Here is a 23,108-nt window from a genome sequence, read left to right on the forward strand (position 1 = left end):
AAACACTTGCAGCTGTTGGCTTGAGGGCGTTTTATAGGGCCTCTTTGCCAAGCGCAGGAACGCGCTCGTTTTTATCTGAACCAGACGGAGACATCGATGCAATTTCGTTCATTGGGCAAGACCGATATTTCGGTCAGCGCCATCGCGCTGGGCACCATGACCTGGGGCGAGCAAAACACCCAGGCCCAGGCTTTCGAGCAGATCCAGCTGGCCAAGAAGGCTGGCGTCAACTTCATCGACACCGCCGAAATGTACCCGGTGCCGCCACGCGGGGAAACCTATACCAAGACCGAAAGCATCATCGGCGAATACTTCAAGAAGTACGGTGATCGCAAGGATTGGGTACTGGCCAGCAAGGTGGCAGGCCCTGGCCGCATGGAGCATATCCGCAATGGCAACCCGCGCCTGGATCGCGCCAATATCACCGCCGCGCTGGAGGCCAGCCTCAAGCGTCTGAACACCGACTATCTGGATCTGTACCAACTGCACTGGCCGGACCGCAAGACCAATTTCTTCGGTGTGCTGGGTTATCAGCATGACCCGGACGACTCGGCGGTCGAGATCGGGGAAACCCTGGCGGTGCTGAACGATCTGGTCAAGGCCGGCAAGATCCGTCATTTCGGTCTGTCCAACGAAACCCCGTGGGGCACTCAGCGTTTCCTGCACCTGGCCGAAACCCATGGCCTGCCGCGTGCCGTTTCCATCCAGAACCCGTACAACCTGCTTAACCGCAGCTTCGAAATCGGCCTGGCGGAAATCGCCATTCGCGAGCAGATCGGTCTGCTGGCCTATTCGCCACTGGCGTTCGGTGTGCTTGCTGGCAAATACCTCGACGGCGCACGTCCGGCCGATGGTCGTCTGACCTTGTTCGAGCGTTTCCAGCGTTACAACAATCCGCAGGCCGAGCGCGCTACCGCGCAATACGTGGCACTGGCTCGCCAGCACGGTCTGGACCCGGCACAAATGGCCCTGGCCTATGTGACCAGCCGTCCGTTCGTGACCAGCAACATCATTGGTGCCACCACGCTTGAGCAACTGGCCGTCAATCTGGCGAGCATCGATGTCTCGCTGTCCGATGAGGTCGTTGCCGGTATCGAAGCGATTCATGTCGGCCAGCCCAACCCGGCTCCATAAAATACAGCCCCCCTCCCAATCTTTGGCAGGGGGGGCTTGCCCGCGACTGGCGGCTGAAATCGACGCCGATCAAGTCGCGGAAATCTCCCCGTTTTGGTGCGCAAATCCCTGTTCGCGAATGAGTTCGCTCCTGTCTTGTGCGTGTGCAAACGCATTTGTAGCTTCTTATGCATTAATGGTATTTAAAAACTTACCATTAATGGCATTAAGCTATAAGCCATCGGACAACCGGAGAACCTAATTACATATCGATGAACGCTACCGTCCGCCGCACGGATCGCTCGTTGTTACCCGGGTAGAGAGGCCTGGGGTCAGGGATTTAAAAGGGGAGCGGTATGGGGAGTTTCAAACGACACTTGCTGGGGACGGCCATTTTGTCAGCCAATTTGCTGACTGCCGGAACCTGGAGCGCCGCAGCACTGGCCGAGGAGGCCAAGGAAGAGAGCAAGACGCTCGATACCGTCATCGTGACCGGTACCCGGGCTCAGGAGCGCACCGCCAGCGCTTCGTTGTCACCCATTGATGTCATTTCCGGCGACAGCCTGCGCAATTCCGGCTCTGGAGAGCTGGGTGCGGTACTGGCCCGTCTGATTCCTTCGATCAACTTTCCGCGCCCCAGTCTGGTGGATGGCGCTGAACTGACACGTCCTGCGCAATTGCGTGGCCTGTCGCCCGATCAGGTGCTGGTGCTGGTCAATGGCAAGCGCCGTCACACTTCGGCCTTCGTCAATCTCGGGGGCGCGGTCGGACGTGGTTCGGCACCAGCGGACCTGAACGCCATTCCGCTGTCGGCCATCGATCATATCGAAGTGCTGCGCGACGGTGCGTCGGCGCGTTATGGCTCGGATGCTATCGCCGGGGTCATCAACGTCATTCTCAAGGAAGGCGACCATGGCGGTTCGATTTCCACACAGTACGGTCAGTACAAGAAGGGCGATGGCATCAAGCGCAATATTTCGGGTAACACCGGTTTTGCCCTGGGCAGCAATGGTTTCCTCAACCTTTCCGGTGAGGGGGCAAACAACGACTACACCGACCGTGCCGGTAATGACTTTCGCGCTGCAAGCATCGGTTCTGCCACTTATGGCCAGCATGTATTCCGTCAGGGTGAACCGGAAACCGAGGAAGGCAAGATCCAGTTCAACGGTGGCTACAGCTTCAGCGATGCTGCCGAGTTCTACAGCTTTGGTGGCTACAGCAAGCGTCGCGGCGAAACGGCGGCGTTCTATCGGGCCAGCAACGCCTCGAACAACATCCCGGCCATTTATCCCAATGGTTACCTGCCGCTGATTCACGGCACTCTGGAAGATACTTCTCTGGTCGCGGGCTTGCGTGGCGAGCTTGCCAATAACTGGCATTACGATCTGTCTGCCAACTATGGCAAGAACTCCTACGAGTTGCGCACCAAGACCATCAACACTTCTCTGGGGCTGGCCACTCCGCGCTCGTTCTACAACGGCACGCTGACCAACGACCAGAAGCAGCTCAGCCTGGACCTGTCCCGTGAGTTCAGTGCGGCGTGGTTGCCGTATCCGGTGTCGGTGGCGTTCGGTGCCGAGTATCTGCATCAGGGCTACCAGATCGAGGCGGGCCAGGCCGAGTCCTACTTCCAGACCGGCAGCTCGGGGCTTGGCGGTTTCCGTGCGGCGGATGCGGGCAGCTATTCGCGACACAACTTTGCCCAGTATCTGGACCTGGAAACCAACATCACCGAGAAACTCGGCGTTTCGGCTGCCGTACGTCGCGAGGATTACAGCGACTTCGGTTCCAATACCAGCGGTTCGGTTTCGGCGCGTTATGATTTCACGCCGCAGATCGCCTTGCGCGGCAGTGTTTCGACAGGGTTCCGCGCGCCGTCGTTGGCTCAGCAGAACTTTACCTATACCTCGTCGCAACTGATCGGCAACACCATCCAGGAGGCGGGGACGTTCCCGGCCAGCAGCAATGTGGCGCAACTTCTGGGTGCCGAGGATCTCAAGGCCGAGAAGTCCCGCAACTACAGCCTGGGTCTGGTGCTCAAGCCGCTGGACAACCTGACCGTGACGGCGGATGTCTACCGTATCGATATCCGTGACCGTATCTCGCTGTCATCCAACCTGGTGCTCAACAACGCTGCAACCAGCTATCTGCAGGCCAATGGCATCACTGACATCAACTACACCAGTGTCCGTTACTTCACCAATGCCACCGACACCAGCACCGATGGCGTCGATCTGGTTGCCAACTACCGCTATCAGTTCGATAACGGTGTGGATTGGAACAGCACCCTGGGCTACAACTACAACCACACCAAGGTTACCAGCGTAAAAGCCAACCCGGCGGTGCTGGATCAGTTGGGTGTCAACCTGGTGCGTGTAGATCGTCGCGAGCGCATCGGCCTGCTGGGTGATACCACGCCGGAGCACAAGCTCACCCTGGCCAACGATTTCACGATCGGCAACTGGACGCTGCACTCCAACCTGGTGCGTTACGGCGAGTTCACCAGCTATCAGGCTGCTGAAGTCAACGACCAGACGTTCAAGGCGGCCTGGCTGCTGGATCTGGCCGTGGATTACAAACTCAAGAACTGGGTCTTCACCGTGGGCGGCGACAACGTTACCGATGAATACCCCGAGAAGCTGAACGAGTTCGCGTCCAGTGGCGGCAACCTGGCTTACAGCACGTTTTCACCTTATGGGTATAGCGGCGCGTTTTACTACGCACGTGCCACCTACAACTGGTAATGCTTGGGTTGTAAAAAAACGCTCCCGCTTATGGCGGGAGCGTTTTTTTGTAAGGGGGTTACCCCTGTCGGGCGACAGGGGTGAGGTGATGGCTTTCAGCTACCCTGCAGCGGTTTGGCATCCTGGAAGAAGTAGTCTTTCCAGGATTCTGGCTTGTTCTTGATCGCACCGACGCGGTACAGGAACTCGGCCAGCGGATAGGTATTTTTCGGGGTGATGGTGAACTGGAATTCCGGTTTGTCGATGATCTGCAGCAGTTCGGCACGATCGATCTTTGCCTTGGTGACGCGGATGTAGGTGTCTGCCGCAGCGCCGATGTCCTTGCGCACGAACTCTTCGGCTTCCGACAGGGCTTCAATGAATGCCTTGTAGGTCTTCGGGTTTTCCTTACGGAATTTCTCGGTGGCGAACAGCACGGTCGGTGAGTTTGGTCCCAGCAGGTCGTAGGTGTTGAGCACAACATGCACGCCAGGATTTTTCAGCTCCTGTTCCTGAAAGGGCGGATTGGAGAAATGCCCGGTCAGCTCGGTGCCACCGGCGATCAGACTGGCAGCAGCGTCCGGATGCGGCAGGCTGACGGTGTATTTGTCGAGGCGGGCGTATTCCTTGTCACCCCATTGTTTGGCGGCTGCATATTGCAGGTAGCGCGACTGTACGGAAACGCTCACGGCCGGCACGGCAATGCGGTCCTTCTCCGTGAAGTCGGCGATGGTCTTGACCTTGGGATTGTTGCTGACCAGGTAATACGGGAAGTTGCCCAGCGAAGCGACGGCCTTGACGTTCTGTCTGTCTTTTGTGCGGTCCCAGATGGTCAGCAGCGGGCCGACACCGGCACCTGCGATATCGATGGAGCCTGACAGCAAGGCATCGTTCACTGCCGAGCCGCCCGAGAGCTGGGTCCAGTCGACCTTGATTTCCAGGCCTTCTTCCTTGCCATGTTTCTCGATCAGGTTCTGGTCGCGGACAACATTGAGCAGCAGATAGACGATACCGAACTGTTCGGCAATCCGTATTTCACCTTCGGCCTGCGCGGTGGCAGGCATGATCAGTGCGCCGGACATCAGTGCAGCACCCAGGCCGATGGCGGTTGCCAGGCGAGACAGGCGTTTCGTGGGTTTTTGCATACAGGGCTCCAGCTTCCAGGGATCTATTCGGATGTGGAGTGAGCTTATCTGCATAAAAAATCTTAATTAAATAACATTTAAGAATAATTATATGATGAATAAATAGTGGCTATTTATAATCGCCACTCAGGTCGGGCGCCGCTTTTCATTGGTCCGGCTGGGCCTTGCCCGAAGCCTTTTTCGGCTTTGGTTTTTCGGTGGGCTCGCGCAGGTGTTCCAGTGCCGCTTCCTTCTTTATCAGCAGCAATTCCAGCATGCGATTCTGTTGGCGAGTGTCCGTCAGGTTCTGCTTGAGTTCGATGTTTTCGTCCTGGGCGGTGCGCAGGCGTTCTTCGAGCAGGGCGCATTGTGTCTGGGAATGCTGGTGCTGTTCGCTGGTGCTGGCAGCTTGTTGAGTGGCCCGGCTCAGCAGGTCCTTGTGATCGTTCAGCTCTCTTGCCACGTTGCGACTTTCTGTCAGCAGTCTTTCGTTGTCACGGTTCAAGCGAGTGATTTCCTCCTGACGCATGGTCAGGCTTTGCTGAGCCTGGCGCAGTTCCATCTGGACCTGTTGAAGCTGGCCTTCATGGCGTTGTTGCTCGCGGGTGCGCTGCTCCATGATCGAGTTGCGATAGTGCTCCAGTGCTTCCCGGGCGTGCCGGTGTTTTTCTTCCAGTGAATGAATCTGCCCGTCCTTGTCTTGCAGGCGTGCTTCCAGGTCGCTGTTGGCCTGCAGCAGTCTGGCATTTTCCGTCTGCTCGGTTTGCAGTGTCTGTTGAGTGTGGAGCAGGGCGGCGCTCTGTTGCTCGAAAGCATCGGTCTGGCGCATCAGTCTCTCTTGCAGTTCGTCGATTCGTTGCTGTGCGGTCGTGATGTCCTGCTGCAGGGCTTTGCGGCTGGCGTCGTGCTCGTCGCGGGCCAGGTCGATACGTTCTTGAGCCTGTTCCTGCAGGCGCTGGGCAAGCCTGCTTACCAGATCCGTCAGTTCATCGTTGATGGCAGGAGGCGTGGTGTCGGTTTCATCCAGCTCTCTGAGATAGCGATGGATAGTGGTTTTCGAGCCGGTATTGCCCATTTCGACCCGTACAGCATCGATGCTGGGGTTTTCCCCGCGAGAGAGCAGGGCAAGCCGTGCCTTGTTCACCAGCGCCTTGTTTACACCGCCGCGGGCCATACTGCCTCCTACGATTTCGTACTGTGGTATGTATCCTGTAATTACATACTATATGAGATTGCCTTGAGGCGTTGAATTTGTAATCAATTAACCCGTGATATTGGCGTATTATCCCGTGTCATAAGCCTGTCTGGCCTGCAAGGGCGACATGCGCAGTACACAAGGGGAGAAGGGCCATGAATGACGTTGATCGCTATATCGAAGCTGCGACCCGGGATAACACCCGGCGCAGCTACCGAGCGGCCATCGAGCATTTCGAGGTGACCTGGGGCGGGTTTCTGCCCGCCACCAGCGAGAGTGTGGCTCGCTATCTGGCGGCCTATGCCGCGACGCTGTCGGTCAATACCCTGAAGCTGCGCATGTCGGCATTGGCGCAGTGGCATAACAGCCAGGGTTTTGCCGACCCGACCAAGTCCGCGATGGTGCGCAAGGTGCTCAAGGGCATACGTGCGCTGCATCCCGCTCAGGAGAAACAGGCCGAGCCTTTGCAATTGCAGGATCTGGAGCGCGTAGTCGCCTGGCTTGAGGCAGAGGCGAGGGAAGCGCTGATGCGACACGATCAGGCGCACCTGTTGCGCTGTCGTCGCGATGCGGCGCTGATCCTGCTGGGTTTCTGGCGAGGGTTTCGCAGTGACGAGCTGTGTCGCCTGCAAGTCGAGGATATCAAGGCGGTTCCCGAATCGGGGATCAGTCTCTATCTGCCGCGCAGTAAAGGGGATCGGGATAATATCGGCAAGACCTACCAGACCCCGGCCCTGCAACGGCTGTGTCCTGTGCAGGCTTACATCGAATGGGTCAATTGCTCGGCGCTTGCAAGCGGCCCGGTATTCCGTGCCATCGACCGCTGGGGCAATCTGAGCGAGGAGGGCCTGCATGCCAACAGTGTCATTCCCTTGCTGCGTCAGGCCTTCGAACGCGCAGGAATCACCGCCGATCAATACACCAGCCACTCGTTGCGCCGCGGGTTTGCCACCTGGGCACATCGCAGCGGATGGGACCTCAAGTCGCTCATGGCTTACGTGGGGTGGCGGGACATGAAGTCTGCGATGCGTTACATTGAGCCGGTTCCGTTCAGCGGTCCTTCCGGGGACGTGAACGACTTGAAGGTTTCTTCTATTAATAAGCTTCGCCGATAGGCAAAACTAATAAGCGACATCAGGTTTGCCAATGAGCCTTTGTCATCAATCGTGCGTAAGCTTCACTCCATCGAATTCACAACCCATCAGGAGATTCACCGATGCCTATTATCAACAGCCAAGTAAAACCGTTCAAAGCCACCGCATTCAAGAACGGTGCTTTCGTCGACGTTTCGGAAGCTGACTTCAAAGGTAAATGGTCTGTCGTATTCTTCTACCCAGCCGACTTCACCTTTGTCTGCCCAACCGAGCTGGAAGACCTGGCTGACAACTACGCTGAGTTCCAGAAACTGGGCGTTGAGATCTACAGCGTTTCCACCGACACCCACTTTGCCCACGCTGCATGGCACAACACTTCGCCAGCAATCGGCAAAATCCAGTACACCATGATCGGCGACCCTACTCTGCAGATCTCCCGCAACTTCGACGTGCTGATCGAAGAAGCCGGTCTGGCTGACCGCGGTACTTTCGTGGTCAACCCTGAAGGCCAGATCAAGATCGTTGAGCTGAACGATGGCGGCGTTGGCCGTGACGCTTCCGAGCTGCTGCGCAAGATCAAGGCTGCTCAGTACGTTGCTGCTCACCCGGGCGAAGTCTGCCCTGCCAAGTGGAAAGAAGGCGAGGCCACTCTGGCTCCGTCCCTGGACCTGGTCGGCAAGATCTGAGTCGTATGAAACGGCTAGGGGCTTTGAGCTCTTGAGCAAGTAAACCGCATCGCCCCAAAAAACGCCCGGGCGGTCATCGCCTGGGCGTTGTTTTTTCTACCTTCGTAAAATAGGAAGTCGCCACATGTTGGACGCCAATCTTAAAGCCCAGTTGAAATCCTACCTGGAGCGGGTTACTCGCCCCATCGAGATCGTTGCGTCCCTTGATGACGGCGCCAAATCCCAGGAAATGCTGGCTCTGCTGAACGATGTGCTCAGTGTTTCCAAAGACATTACTCTGCAAGACAACGGCACCGATGCACGCAAGCCATCGTTCTCGTTGAACAGCCCTGGCCAGAATATCAGCCTGAGTTTTGCCGGTATTCCCATGGGACACGAATTCACCTCGCTGGTCCTGGCGTTGCTGCAAACCGGCGGCTACCCACCCAAGGTCAGCGCGGAAACCATCGAACAGGTTCGCGCCCTGCAAGGCGAGTTCCATTTCGAGACTTATTTCTCGCAGTCTTGCCAGAACTGCCCGGACGTCGTTCAGGCCCTGAACCTGATGGCAGTCCTCAATCCGAGCATCAAGCATGTCGCCATCGACGGTGCGCTGTTCCAGGATGAAGTGACCGAACGCAAGATCATGTCGGTGCCGAGCATCTACCTCAATGGCGAACTGTTCGGCCAGGGCCGCATGGGCCTGGAAGAAATCCTCGCCAAGATCGACACCGGTGCCAGTGCCCGCCAGGCTGAAAAGCTCAATGCCAAGGACGCTTTCGACGTTCTGGTCGTCGGCGGTGGTCCTGCCGGCTCGGCAGCTGCCGTTTATGCCGCACGCAAAGGCATTCGTACCGGTGTGGCGGCCGAGCGCTTCGGCGGTCAGGTGCTGGACACCATGGCCATCGAGAACTTCATCTCGGTCCAGCATACCGAAGGCCCGAAACTGGCCGTTGCGCTCGAAGAGCACGTCAAGCAATACAACGTCGACATCATGAACCTGCAACGTGCCGACAAACTGATCCCCGGCAAGGCCGGCGAGTTGCATGAAGTGAAGTTCGCCAGTGGTGCGAGCCTCAAGGCCAAGACCGTGATTCTGGCCACCGGTGCCCGCTGGAGGGAGATGAATGTCCCAGGCGAGCAGCAATACCGCAACAAGGGCGTTGCCTACTGCCCGCACTGCGACGGCCCGCTGTTCAAAGGCAAGCGTGTTGCGGTAATCGGTGGTGGCAACTCGGGTGTGGAAGCAGCCATTGACCTGGCGGGTATCGTGTCCCACGTGACCCTGCTGGAATTCGATGTACAGTTGCGTGCCGACGCAGTCCTGCAGCGCAAGCTGAACAGCCTGCCGAACGTCACTGTGATTACCAGCGCCCAGACCACTGAAGTGACCGGCGACGAGCAGAAGGTCAACGGCCTGCGCTACAAGAACCGTGTGAACGGTGAAGAAGTGACCATCGAACTGGAAGGTATCTTCGTGCAGATCGGCCTGCTGCCTAACAGTGAATGGCTCAAGGGTACCGTCGAGTTGTCGCCACGTGGCGAGATCGTGGTCGATGCACGGGGCGAGACTTCGGTTCCGGGTATCTTCGGTGCCGGTGACGTAACGGTTGCTCCTTACAAGCAGATCATCATCGCCCTGGGCGAGGGTGCCAAGGCTTCCCTGAGCGCCTTCGATCACCTGATCCGTACGTCTGCTCCGGCCTGATTGAAGCTGGCAGAACAAAAAGCCCCATGAGCGATCATGGGGCTTTTCAGTATCTGCCGTGCTATCGGTGCAGGAGGGATTTACAGCGGCGTTGGCTGGATGATTTCCACCCAGTAGCCATCCGGGTCCTTGATGAAGGCCAGGTTGTTCATGCGCCCATCGGCCAGGCGTTTCTGGAAGTCCACGCCAAGCTTTTCAAAGCGTTCGCAGGCGGCATGCACGTCCGGCACGGATACGCAGATATGCCCGAAGCCGCGCGGGTCGCTGTTGCCGCTGTGGTAGGAGAAAGCCGGATCGTTTTCGGTGCCGTGGTTGTGCGTCAGTTCCAGGATGCCCGGGATGGATTTCATCCACTCGTGGCGAGCCTTGTCGTCGGCAGGGATCTGGGACTTGTCGACCAGTGCCAGGAAGTACAGGCTGAACTCGGCTTCCGGGAAGTCGCGCTTTTCTACCAGGCTGAAACCCAGTACGCGGGTGTAGAAATCCAGCGAGGCAGTCACGTCCTTGACGCGCAGCATGGTGTGGTTGAACACGAAGCGCTGGGTGGCCGCTTCGGGTTCGGCGGTCACGCCAGGGAAGGTGTTGAGTTCTTGCAGGCTCATGGGGATCTCCAACAGAGTGTTCAAAAAAATTGCCAGATGATACGGGGCAGGGCGGCCGCTGCCAAACCTTGCGCGGATCAAAAGTGCTTCGCCCCTTGCTCGTGGCGGGCGACAGGCTCAGAATTTCCAGTTTCCTGTACTGAGTAGCTTCGATCATGACTTTCTTGCCATGCAGAGCCTTGTTCATCAGCCTGTGCCTGTCTGCGGCAGGTGCGCATGCCGCCGATGCAATGATCATCTGGCCGGCGGGTTGGGAGGTGGAATCGCTGCCGGCAGCAGACCCCGCCACTCAACCGTCCGTGCAAGTCAGACAACGTGCAGTGAAAAACGATCAGGCCGGTAATCCGAGTATGGTGATGGAGCTGACCCAGTCACGTCTGGTGCCTGGCCATGAGGTCAATGTTCAGGCTGTTTTGCTGGAAATGCGCAAGTCGATCCAGATCAATTTTGCCCGCAGCGGCATGCAGAGCGTTTGCACCCATGTGCGTGAAGGGCAGCTCAGTGTGATTCCTTCGATGGAAACCACCTGCACCGTCACTCAGAACGGCGTGCATGTGCTGACCCAGACCCTGGTGGCGGCGGCGAACAAGGAGATGGCGTGGTCGCTGTCCTATGCCGGATCGGTCGATGGCTATGCGGCCAACAAGGATGAAGTCCTGCGTATCAGGGAGAGTCTGAAGCTGGATTCGGCCCCTTAGGCCATGGGATTTTCCTGCAGGCAAAAAGAAGCCCGCCGAAGCGGGCATGGGGCGCTATTCCTTTAGCGGTCTTCATCTTGTAAGAAGACGTGTGAAAAAAATGTGAAGTCCTGACTTGATGTTTATTGCTCCTGGGTACGAGGGAGGCAAATCATCCGGGCAGGTCCTGTGACTTTGTCGGACGTTTTTACCGCTCGTCAAAAAGTTAGCGTCTTCGTATAGCGGCTACTGAAAAAATATTGACGATGACTCTTCGGTGAAGCGGATGTGTTGTCATGCTAGCAATGTGCTTTACATCGAGTAACAAATCTTCACCAGGCTGTCGGGATGCTGAATGAGGCGACGTATGTTCAAGTTGCAGCAGTGAGCATTATGTTGGATAGCAGGGAAATTTTATTGGCGTCATTATTTTTGCGTGAAGACGGTATGCGGTATGTCGGTGGCGTTATATGCACTTCATGCTGAAGTGTGAGGTGTCTATATGAATCATGCATACTCGTGCATTCATATATATGAGTTCTGTTGAGAGAGGGCAATAAAAAGCCCTGCAGATGCAGGGCCTGGTTTGACGAGAAAGTACGATCAGGCACGCAGCCAGGAATCGACAGTCTCGACGCCGTATTGCTCTTTCCAGGCTTTGAGGCCGCGATGGTTGCCGCCTTTGGTTTCAATCAGCTCGCCTGTGTGCGGGTTCTGATAGACCTTTACAACCCGTGCACGGCGGCGTTTTGGGCCGGGAGCCGGGGTAACCAGGGAAGTGGAACTGACAGGATCGAGAATGGCAATGATGTCGCGCAGGCTTTTGCCGTAGCTGCTCATCAGATCCTGAAGTTTCTGTTCGAATTCAATCTCCTTTTTCAGTCCGGCGTCATTCTTCAGGGATTCCAGCTGTGCAAGCTGTTCTTGAAGGGCTTTCTCTGCTGCGCGGAACTCGGCAAGTCTGGACAAATAAAATACTCCAACGGTGTAGTGGCTGTTGATAGCCCGATAAAGCGATATGACAAAAACGTTAGGCCGACTCGCTCGTTTGGTTCCTACCCGGCTCCGGCATTTTTCAATGATGAAACTAAGCGTTCCGCCATGCATGCCGGTGGAGTGGGTAGTTATAATCAGTTGCCTGTAAATAATGCACGTTTTTTACGAGTTAGAAAATAGTATTCTTGAAAATGATTAAATGAAATTGCTTTCATCAGTTGGCGGTTTCTATCACTGCTTGTGTTATCGGGCGAAGCACGTTGTAAGTTATTTCCGATATTAGGTTTGGAGTGAGAGATGTCTGAAACATGTCGGATCAGGTTAAAAAAAGACGCGAAATGCTTACTTTCGGGCAGGTGCAGCGCCTGTCTGTCAGGCGCCTAGAGTCCCTGCTGCAATGCCGGATCATCAGGATTCTGCTGTTCCAGCTCCGCCAGCAAGACCTGCACGTTCTGCAGTTGGCCGTTTTCTTTCCAGTACTGGATCAACAGGATTCGAGCCCGTCGGTTGGCAGGCTGGTTCTGGAGTATCTGTACCAGCTGCTTCTGTGCGGCTTCCAGTTGGTCAAGGTCATGCAAGGCTACCGCCAGGTCATAGCGGTAATCATTGTTCCCCGGTTCAAGTTCTGCCGCTTTTGCCAGGCTGAGCAGTGCGTACTCGCTCTGTCCATGATGCAGCAGCCACATACCCAGTGCGTGTTGCAGCAGGGAAGACTCCGGGTTGCGTTCCAGTAACTTCGCAAACAGGCTGCGGGCCTGATCTGCCTGACCTTTCCTGTCCAGAAGTTCGATATGTGCCAGGGCGGCTTCGATGTTGTCCGGGTCCAGGGCAATGGCACTCTTGAGAGCTGAAAGCGCAGGCTCCAGATCTCCGGTCTGCAGATAGAGCTTTGCCAGTTGCAACTGGTTCTGTGCACTCTGGGGCTGGTTTTTCAAGGCTTCCTGGTAGGTTTCGGCGCTTTGTTGCAGAACGGCGAAATACAGGCCCAGATCATCCGCAGACAATCCCAGCAAGGCGCGGGTGGCGCTGAATCTCACGGATTGTTCGGCATCTTCCAGCAATGGGCCGAGCAACAGGCTGCGCTTGTTATCAGGGATCAGCTGCACACTGGCTTCGATGGCCGCCTGACGTACTTCGGGCGACGGGTCCTTGAGGCCGTTATTAAGTAACTTGAGTGCCTGAGGGCTGGGATAATTGCCCAGTTCGGCCAGCAGGGCCATACGGTGGGTGGGGGAAAGGTCCGTACGCGCCAGTTGCTGATAAAGCATGCGCGCTGCGCCAGGTTTGCCATCGTGGGCCTGTTGCATGGCTTGGGCGTAGGTGTGATTCAGTTTGGCGGCGGGTTGGGCAGGGGGGCTGCGCCATGACCACACGACCAATGACAGCACCAGCAGTATTATCAGTGCAGCCGCGATACCGACCAGCTTGCGGCGTCGGGTGCCAGGGTGAGGCGATGAGCCCTGTAAAGGCATTTTGGGCATACCGGGTTCCAGTTCCAGACGGCATGAAGCTTCGGGCAGTGACTGGCTGCTGTCAAACCTCAATCGTGTATAGCCTGCAAATACGGGACGGAAAAAAGCCCCGCGTTCAGGGAACGCAGGGCTTTCATGGCTTGCCAGGCGATCAGGCCTGGGGTTGCCAGCCACCACCCAACGCCTTGTAGATGGCCACGATTCCTCGATAGGTCTCGATTTCTGCCTGAGCCTGGGAGTCTTCGGCTGCCAGACGTTCCCGCTCGGCATCCAGCAGAACCAGGAAGTCTGCCGTGCCTTCGCGATACTGAATGGATGCCAGCCTCGCTGCGGCACGACTCGATTCACTCTGGCGAATCAGCGCCAGCAGGCGTTGCTGGCGTTTGTCGTAGTCGCTGAAAGCGTTTTCCGATTCTTCGAGGGCCAGCAGGACTTGCTGTTCATAGTTGGCCAGCGCGCCTTCGGCATCGGCATCGGCGCTGCGGATCCGGGCGCGGACGCTACCCAGATCGAAAGCCGCCCAGGTGATGTTGGGCCCCAGGGCCCAGGCCCTGGCAGCCGACGAGCCTATCTGCGAGCCGCGTCCGGCAGTAAAGCCCAGAAAGCCGCTCAGGCTGACCCGTGGAAACAGATCGGCAGTGGCCACTCCGATACGCGCGGTGGAGGCAGCCAATTGCCGTTCGGCGGCACGGATATCGGGGCGTTGACGCAAGACCTGCGCCGGATCGCCAATCGGCAAGGCCTTGGCGATAGCGGGCAGTTTTGCCGGGCTCAGATCCACGCTGAGACTTTCAGGCCGTTCGCCCAGCAAGGTCGCGATGCGGTTGCGCTGACGCACCTGCTCGGCCTGCAATTGCGGCACGCTGGCTTCGACAGCGGCGAGGCGGGCGTCGGCGCGTACCACGTCCAGTTCGTTGCCGACGCCGGCATCGCGCAGCTGGGTGGTCACGCCTCGGGAGTCCTGCTGGTTCTTCAGGTTGTCCCGGGCGATGGCCTCACGCAGTTGAGCGCCGCGCAATTGGCCGTAGGCATCGACCACTTCGGCAATCAGTGTGACCTGAAGCTGATAGAGATCGGCTTCGGCGGCTTGCTGATCGGCTTCGCTGGCTTCCAGTTGCCGTTGAATGCGCCCGAACAGGTCCAGCTCCCAGGCCATGTCCAGACCCAGATCGTAGCGCTCGGTATTGACCCGGCGCTCGGTGGTGCCCGGTTGCTGACCTTTGCCCAGATCGCTGCTGGCACGGCTGGTGATCACCGGCATGGCATCATTGCTGACGTCATCGCGAATCGCCCGTGCCGATTTCAGGCGGGCAAAGGCGACGCGCAGGTCACGGTTGCCTTCCAGGGAGCGGCTGACCAGCGTGTTCAGGGTCGGGTCTTCGAACTGCTGCCACCACAGGGTATCCACTTTGCTGCGGTCATGGTTGACCAGGGCTGCCGAGGCGATTTTTGCCGGAGCCGTCTCGGGTACCTTGTAGTCCGGGCCGACGGCGCAAGCCGTCAGCGCCAGAACCAGCAGGCTCGGAGCGAAGAGTTTAAGCGCGCTCATCAATGCATCTCCGCAGACAAGGTGTTCAGTTTCTGTGCCCTGGCTGCCTTGCGGGCATCCTGGCGTTCGACATGGTTACGGATCAGCACATAGAAGACCGGCGTCAACAGCAGGCCGAAGAAGGTCACCCCGAGCATCCCGGAGAACACCGCCACGCCCATGGCATGACGCATCTCGGCACCGGCACCGCTGGACAGCACCAGTGGCACCACACCCATGATGAAGGCGAAGGACGTCATCAGGATCGGACGCAGACGCAGGCGGCAGGCTTCCAGTACCGCATCCAGAGGGCTCAGGCCTTCTTCCTGCTTATCCTTGGCGAACTCGACGATCAGAATCGCGTTCTTGCACGCCAGGCCTACCAGCACGATCAGTCCGATCTGGGTAAAGATGTTGTTGTCGCTACCGGCAAGGATGACCCCGGCAATGGCCGACAGCAGTGTCATCGGTACGATCAGGATCACGGCCAGCGGCAGGCTCCAGCTTTCGTATTGAGCCGCCAGTACCAGGAAGGCCAGCAGCACACAGAGCGGGAAGACAAAGAGCGCGGTATTGCCCGAAAGAATCTGCTGGTACGTCAGGTCAGTCCACTCGTAGACCATGCCGTTGGGCAGTTCTTCCTTGAGCAGTTTCTCGATGGCCGCCTGGGCTTGTCCGGAGCTGTAGCCAGGGGCTGCGGCACCGTTGATTTCCGCGGTGATGAAGCCGTTGTAGTGCATCACACGGTCGGGTCCTGCGGTGTCGCTGATCTTGACGAAAGTCGCCAGCGGGATCATTTCACCCAGATTGTTGCGCACCTTGAGTTGCCCGATCTGGTCCGACTCCTGACGGAACTGCTGTTCGGCCTGAACGTTGACCTGATAGGTACGGCCAAAACGGTTGAAGTCGTTGGCGTACAGCGAGCCGAGATAAACCTGCAGGGTGTCGAAGATATCGCTGATGGCAACGCCGTGTGTCTTGGCTTTTTCGCGGTCGATGGCGGCATCGACCTGCGGCACGTTCACGGTGTAGCTGGTGAACAGACCTGCCAGTTCCGGCACGCTGCGGCTTTTGGCGATGACGTTCTGGGTTTCCTTGTACAGCTCGTCATAACCCAGGTTGCCACGGTCTTCGACCTGCAGACGGAAGCCGCCGATGGTGCCCAGTCCTTGTACCGGCGGTGGCGGGAAGATCGCCATGTAAGCATCCTGAATGGAGGCGAACTTGCCGTTCAGCGCGCCCGCGATGGCATTGGCCGACTGGCTCGGGTCCTTGCGCTGGTCGAAGTCCTTGAGGGCAACGAACACCACGCCGTTGTTGGGGCTGTTGGTGAAGCCGTTGATCGACAGGCCCGGGAAGGCGATGGCGTTTTCCACGCCTGGCTGTTGCAGCGCCAGATCGGACATGCGCTTGATGACATCTTCGGTGCGATCCAGGCTGGCAGCGTCCGGCAACTGAGCGAAGGCGACCAGATACTGTTTGTCCTGGCTTGGTACGAAACCGGTCGGCGTGCTGGAAAAGCCCATCCAGGTCATGACCATCAGGCCAGCGTAAACCAGCAGTGCGATGCCGCTGCTGCGGATGACACGGGCGACTGTGCCGACATAGCCATGGCTGGCCTTCTCGAAGAAACGGTTGAAGGGACGGAACAGCCAGCCACCGAGTATCCGGTCCAGAAACAGCGAGAATCGGTCTTTTGGCGCACCATGAGCCTTGAGCAGTACCGCGGCCAGAGCCGGCGACAGGGTCAGGGAGTTGAAGGCCGAGATCACGGTCGAGATGGCAATGGTCAGAGCGAACTGCTTGTAGAACTGACCTGTCAGCCCGGAAATGAACGCCGCCGGTACGAAGACCGCACACAGCACCAGTGCCGTGGCGATGATCGGCCCCGTCACTTCACCCATGGCCTTGTGGGTTGCCTCCATGGGCGACAGTCCCAGTTCGATATTACGCTCGACGTTTTCCACCACGACGATGGCGTCATCGACCACGATCCCGATGGCCAGTACCAACCCGAACAACGACAGGGCGTTGAGGGAGAAACCGAACATGTGCATGACCGCGAATGTACCGATCAGCGAAACCGGAACGGCAACCAGCGGGATGATCGAGGCGCGCCAGGTCTGCAGGAACAGGATCACCACCAGAACGACCAGGATAAGGGCTTCGAACAGGGTGTGGATCACCGCCTCGATGGAGCCGCGCACGAAAATGGTCGGGTCATAGACGATGCTGTAGTCCATGCCTTCGGGGAAGCCCTTTTTCAGCTCGGCCATTTTGCTGCGCACGTCATTCGAGATATCGATGGCGTTGGAGCCCGGGCGCTGGAAGATCGGCAGGGCTACCGCCGGCTTGTTGTTGAGCAGCGAGCGCAGTGCGTACTGATTGGAGCCCAGTTCCACGCGGGCGACATCCCTGAGGCGAGTGATTTCACCATCGGCGCCTGCGCGAATGACGACGTTCTCGAATTCCTCTTCAGTGACCAGACGGCCCTGAGTGTTGATCGACATCTGGAAGCTGGTCGCGCTCGGGGAGGGCGGCGCACCCAGCTGGCCTGCCGCAACCTGGCGGTTCTGTTCGCGAATGGCGTTGACCACATCGGTGGCGGTCAGATTGCGTGAAGCGGTCTTGTTCGGGTCCAGCCAGACACGCAGCGAGTAGTCGCCCATGCCGAACAGTTGCACGTCACCGACGCCGCCCAGTCGTGCCAGTTCATCCTTGATGTTGAGCACGGCATAGTTGGACAGATACAGCATGTCGTAGCGGTTGTCCGGGGAGGTCAAGTGCACGACCATGGTCAGGTCGGGAGACGCCTTGTCCACAGTAATACCGATACGGGTCACTTCCTCGGGCAGCTTGGGTTCGGTACGGGTCACACGGTTCTGCACCTGCACCTGCGCGTTGTCCAGGTCAGTGCCCAGCGCGAAGGTAATGGTCAGGGTCAGCTTGCCGTCGGCCGTCGACTGCGAAGACATGTAGAGCATGTTCTCGACGCCGGTAATGGCCTGTTCCAGTGGCGAAGCAACGGTTTCACCGATGACCTTGGGGTTGGCACCGGGGAAGTTGGCACGTACCACGACAGTGGGCGGAACCACCTCAGGGTATTCACTGATCGGCAACTGGAACAGCGAGATGGCACCGGCGATCAGGATCAGCAGTGACAGCACCGCCGCGAAGATCGGCCGCGTGATAAAGAATTTGGAGAAGTTCATCGGACGAGTCCCTTAGCCGCGAGGCGCAGTTGCGCTGGCGATTTTGACGGCCGCCTTGGGCGCCACTTGTGACAGATTGCTGGCTTCGAGGGCCTGGCGTTGTTTGAGCAGTGCAGCCAGTGTTTCGCTGGAGGCCATTGGTGTCACTTCAGGATCTACAGGCTGGCCCGGACGAACGCGCTGCAAGCCTTTGACGATGATGGTGTCGTCCTTGGCAAGGCCGCTACGCACGATGCGCAGACCTTCCACCTTTGGACCCAGCTCGACGAAGCGGTAGGTCGGCTTGTTGTCCTTGTCCATCACCAGCACGAATTTCTTGCCCAGATCGGTGCCCACGGCTTCGTCGTTGATCAACACGGCCGAATAGGTGCCGCTGCCCACCAGCTTGAGGCGGGCGTACAGGCCTGGAGTGAAGCTGCCGTCGGTGTTGTCGAACACGGCGCGACCGCGAATGGTGCCGGTCCTCGGGTTGACCTGGTTGTCGACGAAGTTCATCTGGCCCAGGTGAGGATTACCGGTTTCGTTGGACAGTCCCAGATAGACCGGAGTGGTCTGGCCGCGCTGCCCCTTGCGTGCGAGTTCTGTGTACTTGAGGAAGACGCGCTCGTCGGCATCGAAGTAGGCGTAGACCTTGTCGGTGGAAACCACGCTGGTCAGAGGCGTGACATCGGCCGTCACGATGTTGCCGGCGGTGATTTCGGCACGGCTGACGCGCCCGCTGATGGGCGCAGTGACGCGGGTGAAGCTCAGGTTGAGCCTGGCCACGTCCAGTTGTGCCTGAATGGCGGCGACGCCAGCTTTTGCCTCCTGGGCCGAGGTGGTGCGCGAGTCGGCCAGTTCGGCGGAAATCGCATTATTGGTGCGCAGACGCTCACCGCGTTCTGCTTCGTTTTCACTGCGGTTGGCTACGGCGCGAGCCTGTTGCAGTTGGGCTTCGAGGCGGCGTACTTCGGCCTGGAAAGGGCGTGGGTCGATCTGAAACAGCAGGTCGCCTTTCTTGACCAGTGAGCCATCGGTAAAGGCTACCTGATCGATCTGCCCGGAAACCCGTGGACGAACTTCGACGGTTTCCGGCGCTTCGAGGCGACCGGTGAACTCATCCCATTCGTTGATCGGCTGTTCCAGGACTTTGGCGACGCTGACTTTGGCCGCTGCTGGAGCCATGGTGGCCTCTGGTGCGCGTCCACAGGCACTTATCAGGATCAGGGCCAGGGCGGTGAGGGGATAGCGCAGGTGGGAGAGAGACTGAGACATGGAAAATCCGCCGATAGTGTGAGATGGACGGATTCTGTTGCGGGGAGGTTCTATTAACGAATCGAATAAACCGAAGGTTATTATCAGCAGGAATGATAAATGGAACCTTTGCCTCTTTCTGGGTTCGTTCCATTCGTTGCCGTATCAAATACCCAAGGGACCATTGAGCCTTGGCAGCGGCAGTGCAGCGTGTAAATTACGACCTGCGTATCAGGTCTGCAAGCTCATCCAGATCGATGTGTCCTGCCGCGGCCAAGCGGTGTTCGACACACCGCTTGGCCGCGCAGAAGGTTACCGCTATCAGGTCTTGAACTTGCGCACCAGGGCATCCAGCTCGTTGGAGAGGGTTGCCAGGCTGTGGGAGTCATTGCGGGCCGAGTCGGAGAGGTCGGCAATCAGTTGCGCATCGCCATGGATCTGGCTGATATGGCGGTTGATGTCTTCTGCCACCTGATGCTGTTCTTCGGCTGCCGTTGCGATCTGGGTGTTCATGTCGCGGATCACGTCCACCGATTCGCGGATCTGCCCGAAGCTGCTGCGAGCCTGACCGATCTTGGTGACCGATTGCTGCGAGACATCCAGACTGGCGTGCATCTGTTGTGCCACGGAGGCGGTGCGTCTGGCCAGGTTGCCCAACAGGGTATCGATCTCTGCCGTCGAGTCGGCCGTGCGTTTGGCCAGGGCGCGAACTTCGTCGGCCACGACCGCAAAGCCACGGCCCTGTTCGCCAGCACGCGCCGCTTCGATGGCGGCGTTGAGCGCCAGCAGGTTGGTCTGTTCGGCAATGGAGCGAATGGTGTCGAGGATCGACTGAATGTCGTTGCTGTCTTTTTCCAGCTCCGACATGTCCTTGGCCGAACGGGCGATTTCCGAGCTCAGCTTGTCGACGCTGCTTACCGCGTCGTCGATCTGCCGCTGGCCTTCGCGGGCCTGCTGTTGACCGTTGTCGGCCGATTCCGCGGCCTGGCTGCAGGAGCGGGCGACTTCGTTGGCGGTGGCAACCATTTCATGGAATGCCGTGGATACCATATCCACCGCTTCACGCTGACGACCTGCCGCTTCGGCCATGTCGTTGGAGACACGGGTAGAGCTCTGCGACGTGTCGAGGATCTTGTGTGCGGCCTGTCCGATATGCTGGATCAGGTTGCGGATTGCAGTCAGGAACTGGTTGAACCAGCCAGCCAGTTGAGCCGTTTCGTCCTTGCCGCGTACCGCCAGGGTTTGTGTCAGATCGCCTTCGCCCTGGGCAATGCCTTCAAGGCCGCTGGATACGCTATGGATCGGACGCACGATCACGCTGGCGAAGCTGGCACCGACGATAGCGAAGACAATCGCCAGTACGGCAGCGATGATGCCGATCATCCAGGTCAGGCGAGTGGCCGAGGCCATGACTTCATCCTGTTTGATCAGGCCGATGAAGTTCCAGCCCAGCTCTGGCGACGGATAAACGTTGGCCATGTAGCGCTCACCGTTGAGCTGTACTTCAACCAGGCCTTTTTCGGTCTTGGCCAGTTGCGCGAAGCCATCACCCTGTTCACCGAGCTTCTTGAAGTTATGCTCCGGCTGCTTGGGGTCGACCAGCACGTTGCCGTTCTTTTCCATCAGGATCAGATAGCCGCTTTCGCCCAGCTTGATTTCCTTGACGATGCTGGTCAGTTGCTTGAGCGATACGTCGATGTTCACCACGCCGCCCGGATTGCCCAGGGTGTTGGGAATCGCTCGTACGGTACTTACCAGAACGGCGTCGTCATTGGCCCAGTAGTAGGCATCGCTGCGTACGGTCTTGCCCGGGTTGGCCATGGCGGTCTTGTACCAAGGACGAACGCGCGGGTCGTAGTTGCTCATCTTCGGATCTTCCGGCGTCATCACGTAGCTGCCGTTGATCAGGCCATAGGAGACGTAGGAATAAGCCGGAAAGCTCTTGGCGATGCTGGCGAAGAATGCAGTGGTCTGCTTGTCGTTTTCCGACTGTGCAGTAGGGGCGGCACCGGTGTAGTTTCGCAGGTCATCGCCGGCACCGGCGATCAGCGGATGCGAGGCGATGTAGTTGACGTTCTGGGTGATGTTCTCGAAGAACAGTTGCATGGCGTTGTCGATCTGACGAATTTCGCGACTGCTGCTGTTCACGAAGTTATCAGTCGCATTGTTGCGCAGGTTCACGATAACGATAATTGCAACGACGACGATGGGCAGACATGCAATGACTGCAAAGGCCCACGTCAGTTTCTGTTTGATATTCATCCATGCTCCAGATTTTTTTGTAAATCGTTATCTGACGACAGCACGCACAAGTGGAACCCAGGCTAAAAGCGAGTCGTAAGTCCTGCCTTATGGCATACCGAGAATTTCGGCAATCCTCAGAGAATCTTTAGCAAGCGCAATGCCATCGTTCTCATGAGAAATTCATGTCACTTTTATGACCGAGTTCGCGGCTGATGGTGGCGCTGCACTCCAGCAACAAGACCTGAAAACGCTCTTTCGCACCTTCAGGGTCCATGACCGCATCGGGGCCGGAGAGGTTGATGGCGGCGCTGACCTGACCCTTGTGATCCTTGATCGAAGTGGCAATCGCTGTCGAATAATCGGAGCGGTGCAGCACCCAGCCACGCTCCCGATCGCTCTGGATCAGGGATTGCAGCTCGGGCAATGTGCGCGGGGCAGGGGATGGGTAATCGTCCAGCCGGATGTGCTGATAGAGTGCACCCAGCTCTGCTTCGCTCAACGCGGTCAGCAGCATGCGCCCCATTGCGGTGCAGTGGCAGGCGATCCGGGTGCCTACCGGGATATTCACCGACAGGCGTTGCGCCGCGAAGGCGCGATACAGGTACAGGCTGTCGGTCTGTTCGCGAATGCTCAGGTGGCATGACAGCGAAGTGCGGTCACGCAACTCGTTCAGATGCGGCATGGCGACTTCGACGATATCGCGGCTGGCCAGGTAGCTGAAACCGTCGCTGATGACCCTGGCGCCCAGCTCGTACTGGCTGTTGACCTTGTTCAGGTAACCCATATGGGTGAGGGTGAAGAGGATTCTGTAGACAGCCGAAGTGCTGACTTCCAGGCGTTCGGCGATCTCATTGATGCCGAGCGAGCGCGTCCTTGCGTCGAACATGCCCAGCACGCTCAGGCCCCTGGCGAGGGCCGGAACAATGTAGTCGGTGTCCTTGTTATGGGGGGCAATGGTTTTCATGGATGTTCAGCCATTGAACTCGTGCATGGCATCCAGCACTGCGTCCTTGAAATACTCCAGCGAAGCCCGGTCGCAGAGGATCTGGAAGCAGGGCGTCGTGTCCAGGCCCGTGTTGATCACGATCACATTGATACGCGCCGCCGATGTCTGGGCCACCGCGCCCTGGCCGAAGGCCTGCGTGCGCAGATCGACACCACAGAGCTTGGCCATCACTTGCGCAATGCAGGCACCGCTCAGTTGCAGCCAGGCATGACTGTCCTGACGCGGCAGCAGGTAGTTGGCGCTGTGGTCCAGCTCCCAGCGCGCTTCTTCATCGGAAATGCGTTCGCCCTGATCGCGGAGGCTGCCCAGAATCAGGTATTCGGTCTGCGACAGGCGTGCGACATGGCTGCCGTCCGCCTGGGTGGCTGCCCGGTTGGGGGTATCCGGCAACGTGAAACCACGGGCCTGCAGGTACTCGGCACTCTGCGTTCCGCGAAAGCCCACGCGTGGGGTATCGGTCAGGTCCACCAGCGTGCACAGCTGGACAGGGGGATTTTCGATAGTGAGGCTGGACAT

At 58.2% G+C, this 23,108-nt stretch carries 17 protein-coding genes and 1 pseudogene; 6 read left to right on the forward strand and 12 right to left on the reverse strand.

What is annotated here, in order from left to right:
* Positions 1–96: 96 nt before the first annotated feature.
* Both JSY17_RS01615 and JSY17_RS01620 read left to right on the forward strand, forming a co-directional pair.
* Positions 97–1,134 (forward strand): NADP(H)-dependent aldo-keto reductase, encoded by a 1,038-nt coding sequence (locus JSY17_RS01615; RefSeq protein ID WP_206401205.1) that lies wholly within the window; start codon positions 97–99, stop codon positions 1,132–1,134.
* 335 nt (positions 1,135–1,469) lie between these two features.
* Positions 1,470–3,857, forward strand: a complete 2,388-nt coding sequence (locus JSY17_RS01620; RefSeq protein ID WP_206401206.1) for a TonB-dependent receptor plug domain-containing protein — start codon at positions 1,470–1,472, stop codon at positions 3,855–3,857.
* Positions 3,858–3,952: 95 nt separating this feature from the next.
* Here JSY17_RS01620 and JSY17_RS01625 read toward each other — a convergent pair whose 3' ends face one another.
* Positions 3,953–4,981, reverse strand: coding sequence for an ABC transporter substrate-binding protein (locus JSY17_RS01625; protein ID WP_117180857.1), 1,029 nt, complete (start codon positions 4,979–4,981; stop codon positions 3,953–3,955).
* A 145-nt stretch (positions 4,982–5,126) separates the two neighbouring features.
* Complete coding sequence (locus tag JSY17_RS01630) at positions 5,127–6,134, reverse strand: DNA-binding protein (RefSeq protein WP_206401210.1); 1,008 nt, start codon at positions 6,132–6,134, stop codon at positions 5,127–5,129.
* 176 nt (positions 6,135–6,310) lie between these two features.
* Here JSY17_RS01630 and JSY17_RS01635 point away from each other — a divergent pair, with 176 nt between their 5' ends.
* From JSY17_RS01635 to ahpF, 3 genes are all read left to right on the forward strand, one after another.
* Entirely contained in the window at positions 6,311–7,270 is a 960-nt protein-coding gene (locus JSY17_RS01635) for a site-specific integrase (protein WP_206401211.1), read from the forward strand.
* A gap of 101 nt (positions 7,271–7,371) precedes the next feature.
* Positions 7,372–7,935, forward strand: a complete 564-nt coding sequence (gene ahpC / locus JSY17_RS01640; RefSeq protein ID WP_025259928.1) for an alkyl hydroperoxide reductase subunit C — start codon at positions 7,372–7,374, stop codon at positions 7,933–7,935.
* A 124-nt stretch (positions 7,936–8,059) separates the two neighbouring features.
* Positions 8,060–9,622 carry an alkyl hydroperoxide reductase subunit F gene (ahpF, locus tag JSY17_RS01645; RefSeq protein ID WP_206401212.1) on the forward strand — a complete coding sequence of 521 codons (1,563 nt, stop codon included), beginning with the start codon at positions 8,060–8,062 and terminating at the stop codon, positions 9,620–9,622.
* Positions 9,623–9,702: 80 nt separating this feature from the next.
* On the opposite strand, the gene gloA is transcribed toward ahpF, so the two are convergent.
* Positions 9,703–10,224, reverse strand: a complete 522-nt coding sequence (gene gloA, locus JSY17_RS01650) for a lactoylglutathione lyase (protein ID WP_117180853.1) — start codon at positions 10,222–10,224, stop codon at positions 9,703–9,705.
* Between the two features lie 155 nt (positions 10,225–10,379).
* Between gloA and JSY17_RS01655 the strand changes: the two genes are divergently transcribed.
* Complete coding sequence (locus JSY17_RS01655) at positions 10,380–10,922, forward strand: DUF4946 domain-containing protein (RefSeq protein WP_117165133.1); 543 nt, start codon at positions 10,380–10,382, stop codon at positions 10,920–10,922.
* A gap of 582 nt (positions 10,923–11,504) precedes the next feature.
* Here JSY17_RS01655 and JSY17_RS01660 read toward each other — a convergent pair.
* The 9 genes and pseudogenes from JSY17_RS01660 to JSY17_RS01695 all read right to left on the reverse strand — a co-directional run bounded on the left by JSY17_RS01660 (position 11,505) and on the right by JSY17_RS01695 (position 23,108).
* Positions 11,505–11,870 carry a histone-like nucleoid-structuring protein, MvaT/MvaU family gene (locus JSY17_RS01660; protein WP_117180852.1) on the reverse strand — a complete coding sequence of 122 codons (366 nt, stop codon included), beginning with the start codon at positions 11,868–11,870 and terminating at the stop codon, positions 11,505–11,507.
* Positions 11,871–12,277: 407 nt separating this feature from the next.
* A complete protein-coding gene (locus tag JSY17_RS01665) occupies positions 12,278–13,378 on the reverse strand; it encodes a tetratricopeptide repeat protein (RefSeq protein ID WP_200998242.1) in 1,101 nt (366 codons plus the stop codon).
* A gap of 142 nt (positions 13,379–13,520) precedes the next feature.
* On the reverse strand, positions 13,521–14,918 hold the full coding sequence (locus JSY17_RS01670; RefSeq protein ID WP_122371281.1) for an efflux transporter outer membrane subunit: 1,398 nt from the start codon (positions 14,916–14,918) through the stop codon (positions 13,521–13,523).
* Positions 14,918–18,109, reverse strand: coding sequence for an efflux RND transporter permease subunit (locus JSY17_RS01675; protein WP_117187137.1), 3,192 nt, complete (start codon positions 18,107–18,109; stop codon positions 14,918–14,920). Before JSY17_RS01675 ends, JSY17_RS01670 begins: the two co-directional genes overlap by 1 nt.
* A gap of 12 nt (positions 18,110–18,121) precedes the next feature.
* Positions 18,122–19,363, reverse strand: a complete 1,242-nt coding sequence (mexE, locus tag JSY17_RS01680) for a multidrug efflux RND transporter periplasmic adaptor subunit MexE (RefSeq protein ID WP_117165128.1) — start codon at positions 19,361–19,363, stop codon at positions 18,122–18,124.
* 300 nt (positions 19,364–19,663) lie between these two features.
* Complete coding sequence (locus JSY17_RS25940) at positions 19,664–20,431, reverse strand: methyl-accepting chemotaxis protein (protein ID WP_404823282.1); 768 nt, start codon at positions 20,429–20,431, stop codon at positions 19,664–19,666.
* Between the two features lie 90 nt (positions 20,432–20,521).
* Positions 20,522–21,604, reverse strand: a pseudogene (locus JSY17_RS25945) (HAMP domain-containing protein); the annotation flags it as partial.
* Between the two features lie 151 nt (positions 21,605–21,755).
* Positions 21,756–22,550: an IclR family transcriptional regulator gene (locus JSY17_RS01690; RefSeq protein ID WP_206401213.1), complete on the reverse strand. Its 795-nt coding sequence runs from the start codon at positions 22,548–22,550 to the stop codon at positions 21,756–21,758.
* Between the two features lie 6 nt (positions 22,551–22,556).
* Positions 22,557–23,108: a sarcosine oxidase subunit gamma gene (locus JSY17_RS01695; protein WP_206401214.1), complete on the reverse strand. Its 552-nt coding sequence runs from the start codon at positions 23,106–23,108 to the stop codon at positions 22,557–22,559.

It is taken from the genome of Pseudomonas capsici (assembly GCF_017165765.1).
In the GTDB taxonomy this organism is placed as follows: Bacteria; Pseudomonadota; Gammaproteobacteria; order Pseudomonadales; family Pseudomonadaceae; genus Aquipseudomonas; species Aquipseudomonas capsici.

Excerpts from the sequence above, each read along its gene's own strand:
- JSY17_RS01625 (WP_117180857.1), bottom strand. The coding sequence starts at position 4,981 with ATGCAAAAACCCACGAAACGCCTGTCTCGCCTGGCAACCGCCATCGGC.
- JSY17_RS01665 (WP_200998242.1), bottom strand. The coding sequence starts at position 13,378 with ATGCCCAAAATGCCTTTACAGGGCTCATCGCCTCACCCTGGCACCCGA.
- JSY17_RS01675 (WP_117187137.1), bottom strand. The coding sequence starts at position 18,109 with ATGAACTTCTCCAAATTCTTTATCACGCGGCCGATCTTCGCGGCGGTG.
- JSY17_RS25940 (WP_404823282.1), bottom strand. The coding sequence starts at position 20,431 with ATGGCCGAAGCGGCAGGTCGTCAGCGTGAAGCGGTGGATATGGTATCC.
- JSY17_RS01670 (WP_122371281.1), bottom strand. The coding sequence starts at position 14,918 with ATGAGCGCGCTTAAACTCTTCGCTCCGAGCCTGCTGGTTCTGGCGCTG.
- JSY17_RS01695 (WP_206401214.1), bottom strand. The coding sequence starts at position 23,108 with ATGTCCAGCCTCACTATCGAAAATCCCCCTGTCCAGCTGTGCACGCTG.
- JSY17_RS01620 (WP_206401206.1), top strand. The coding sequence starts at position 1,470 with ATGGGGAGTTTCAAACGACACTTGCTGGGGACGGCCATTTTGTCAGCC.
- mexE (WP_117165128.1), bottom strand. The coding sequence starts at position 19,363 with ATGTCTCAGTCTCTCTCCCACCTGCGCTATCCCCTCACCGCCCTGGCC.
- JSY17_RS01635 (WP_206401211.1), top strand. The coding sequence starts at position 6,311 with ATGAATGACGTTGATCGCTATATCGAAGCTGCGACCCGGGATAACACC.
- JSY17_RS01655 (WP_117165133.1), top strand. The coding sequence starts at position 10,380 with ATGACTTTCTTGCCATGCAGAGCCTTGTTCATCAGCCTGTGCCTGTCT.
- gloA (WP_117180853.1), bottom strand. The coding sequence starts at position 10,224 with ATGAGCCTGCAAGAACTCAACACCTTCCCTGGCGTGACCGCCGAACCC.
- JSY17_RS01690 (WP_206401213.1), bottom strand. The coding sequence starts at position 22,550 with ATGAAAACCATTGCCCCCCATAACAAGGACACCGACTACATTGTTCCG.
- JSY17_RS01630 (WP_206401210.1), bottom strand. The coding sequence starts at position 6,134 with ATGGCCCGCGGCGGTGTAAACAAGGCGCTGGTGAACAAGGCACGGCTT.
- ahpF (WP_206401212.1), top strand. The coding sequence starts at position 8,060 with ATGTTGGACGCCAATCTTAAAGCCCAGTTGAAATCCTACCTGGAGCGG.
- JSY17_RS01615 (WP_206401205.1), top strand. The coding sequence starts at position 97 with ATGCAATTTCGTTCATTGGGCAAGACCGATATTTCGGTCAGCGCCATC.
- ahpC (WP_025259928.1), top strand. The coding sequence starts at position 7,372 with ATGCCTATTATCAACAGCCAAGTAAAACCGTTCAAAGCCACCGCATTC.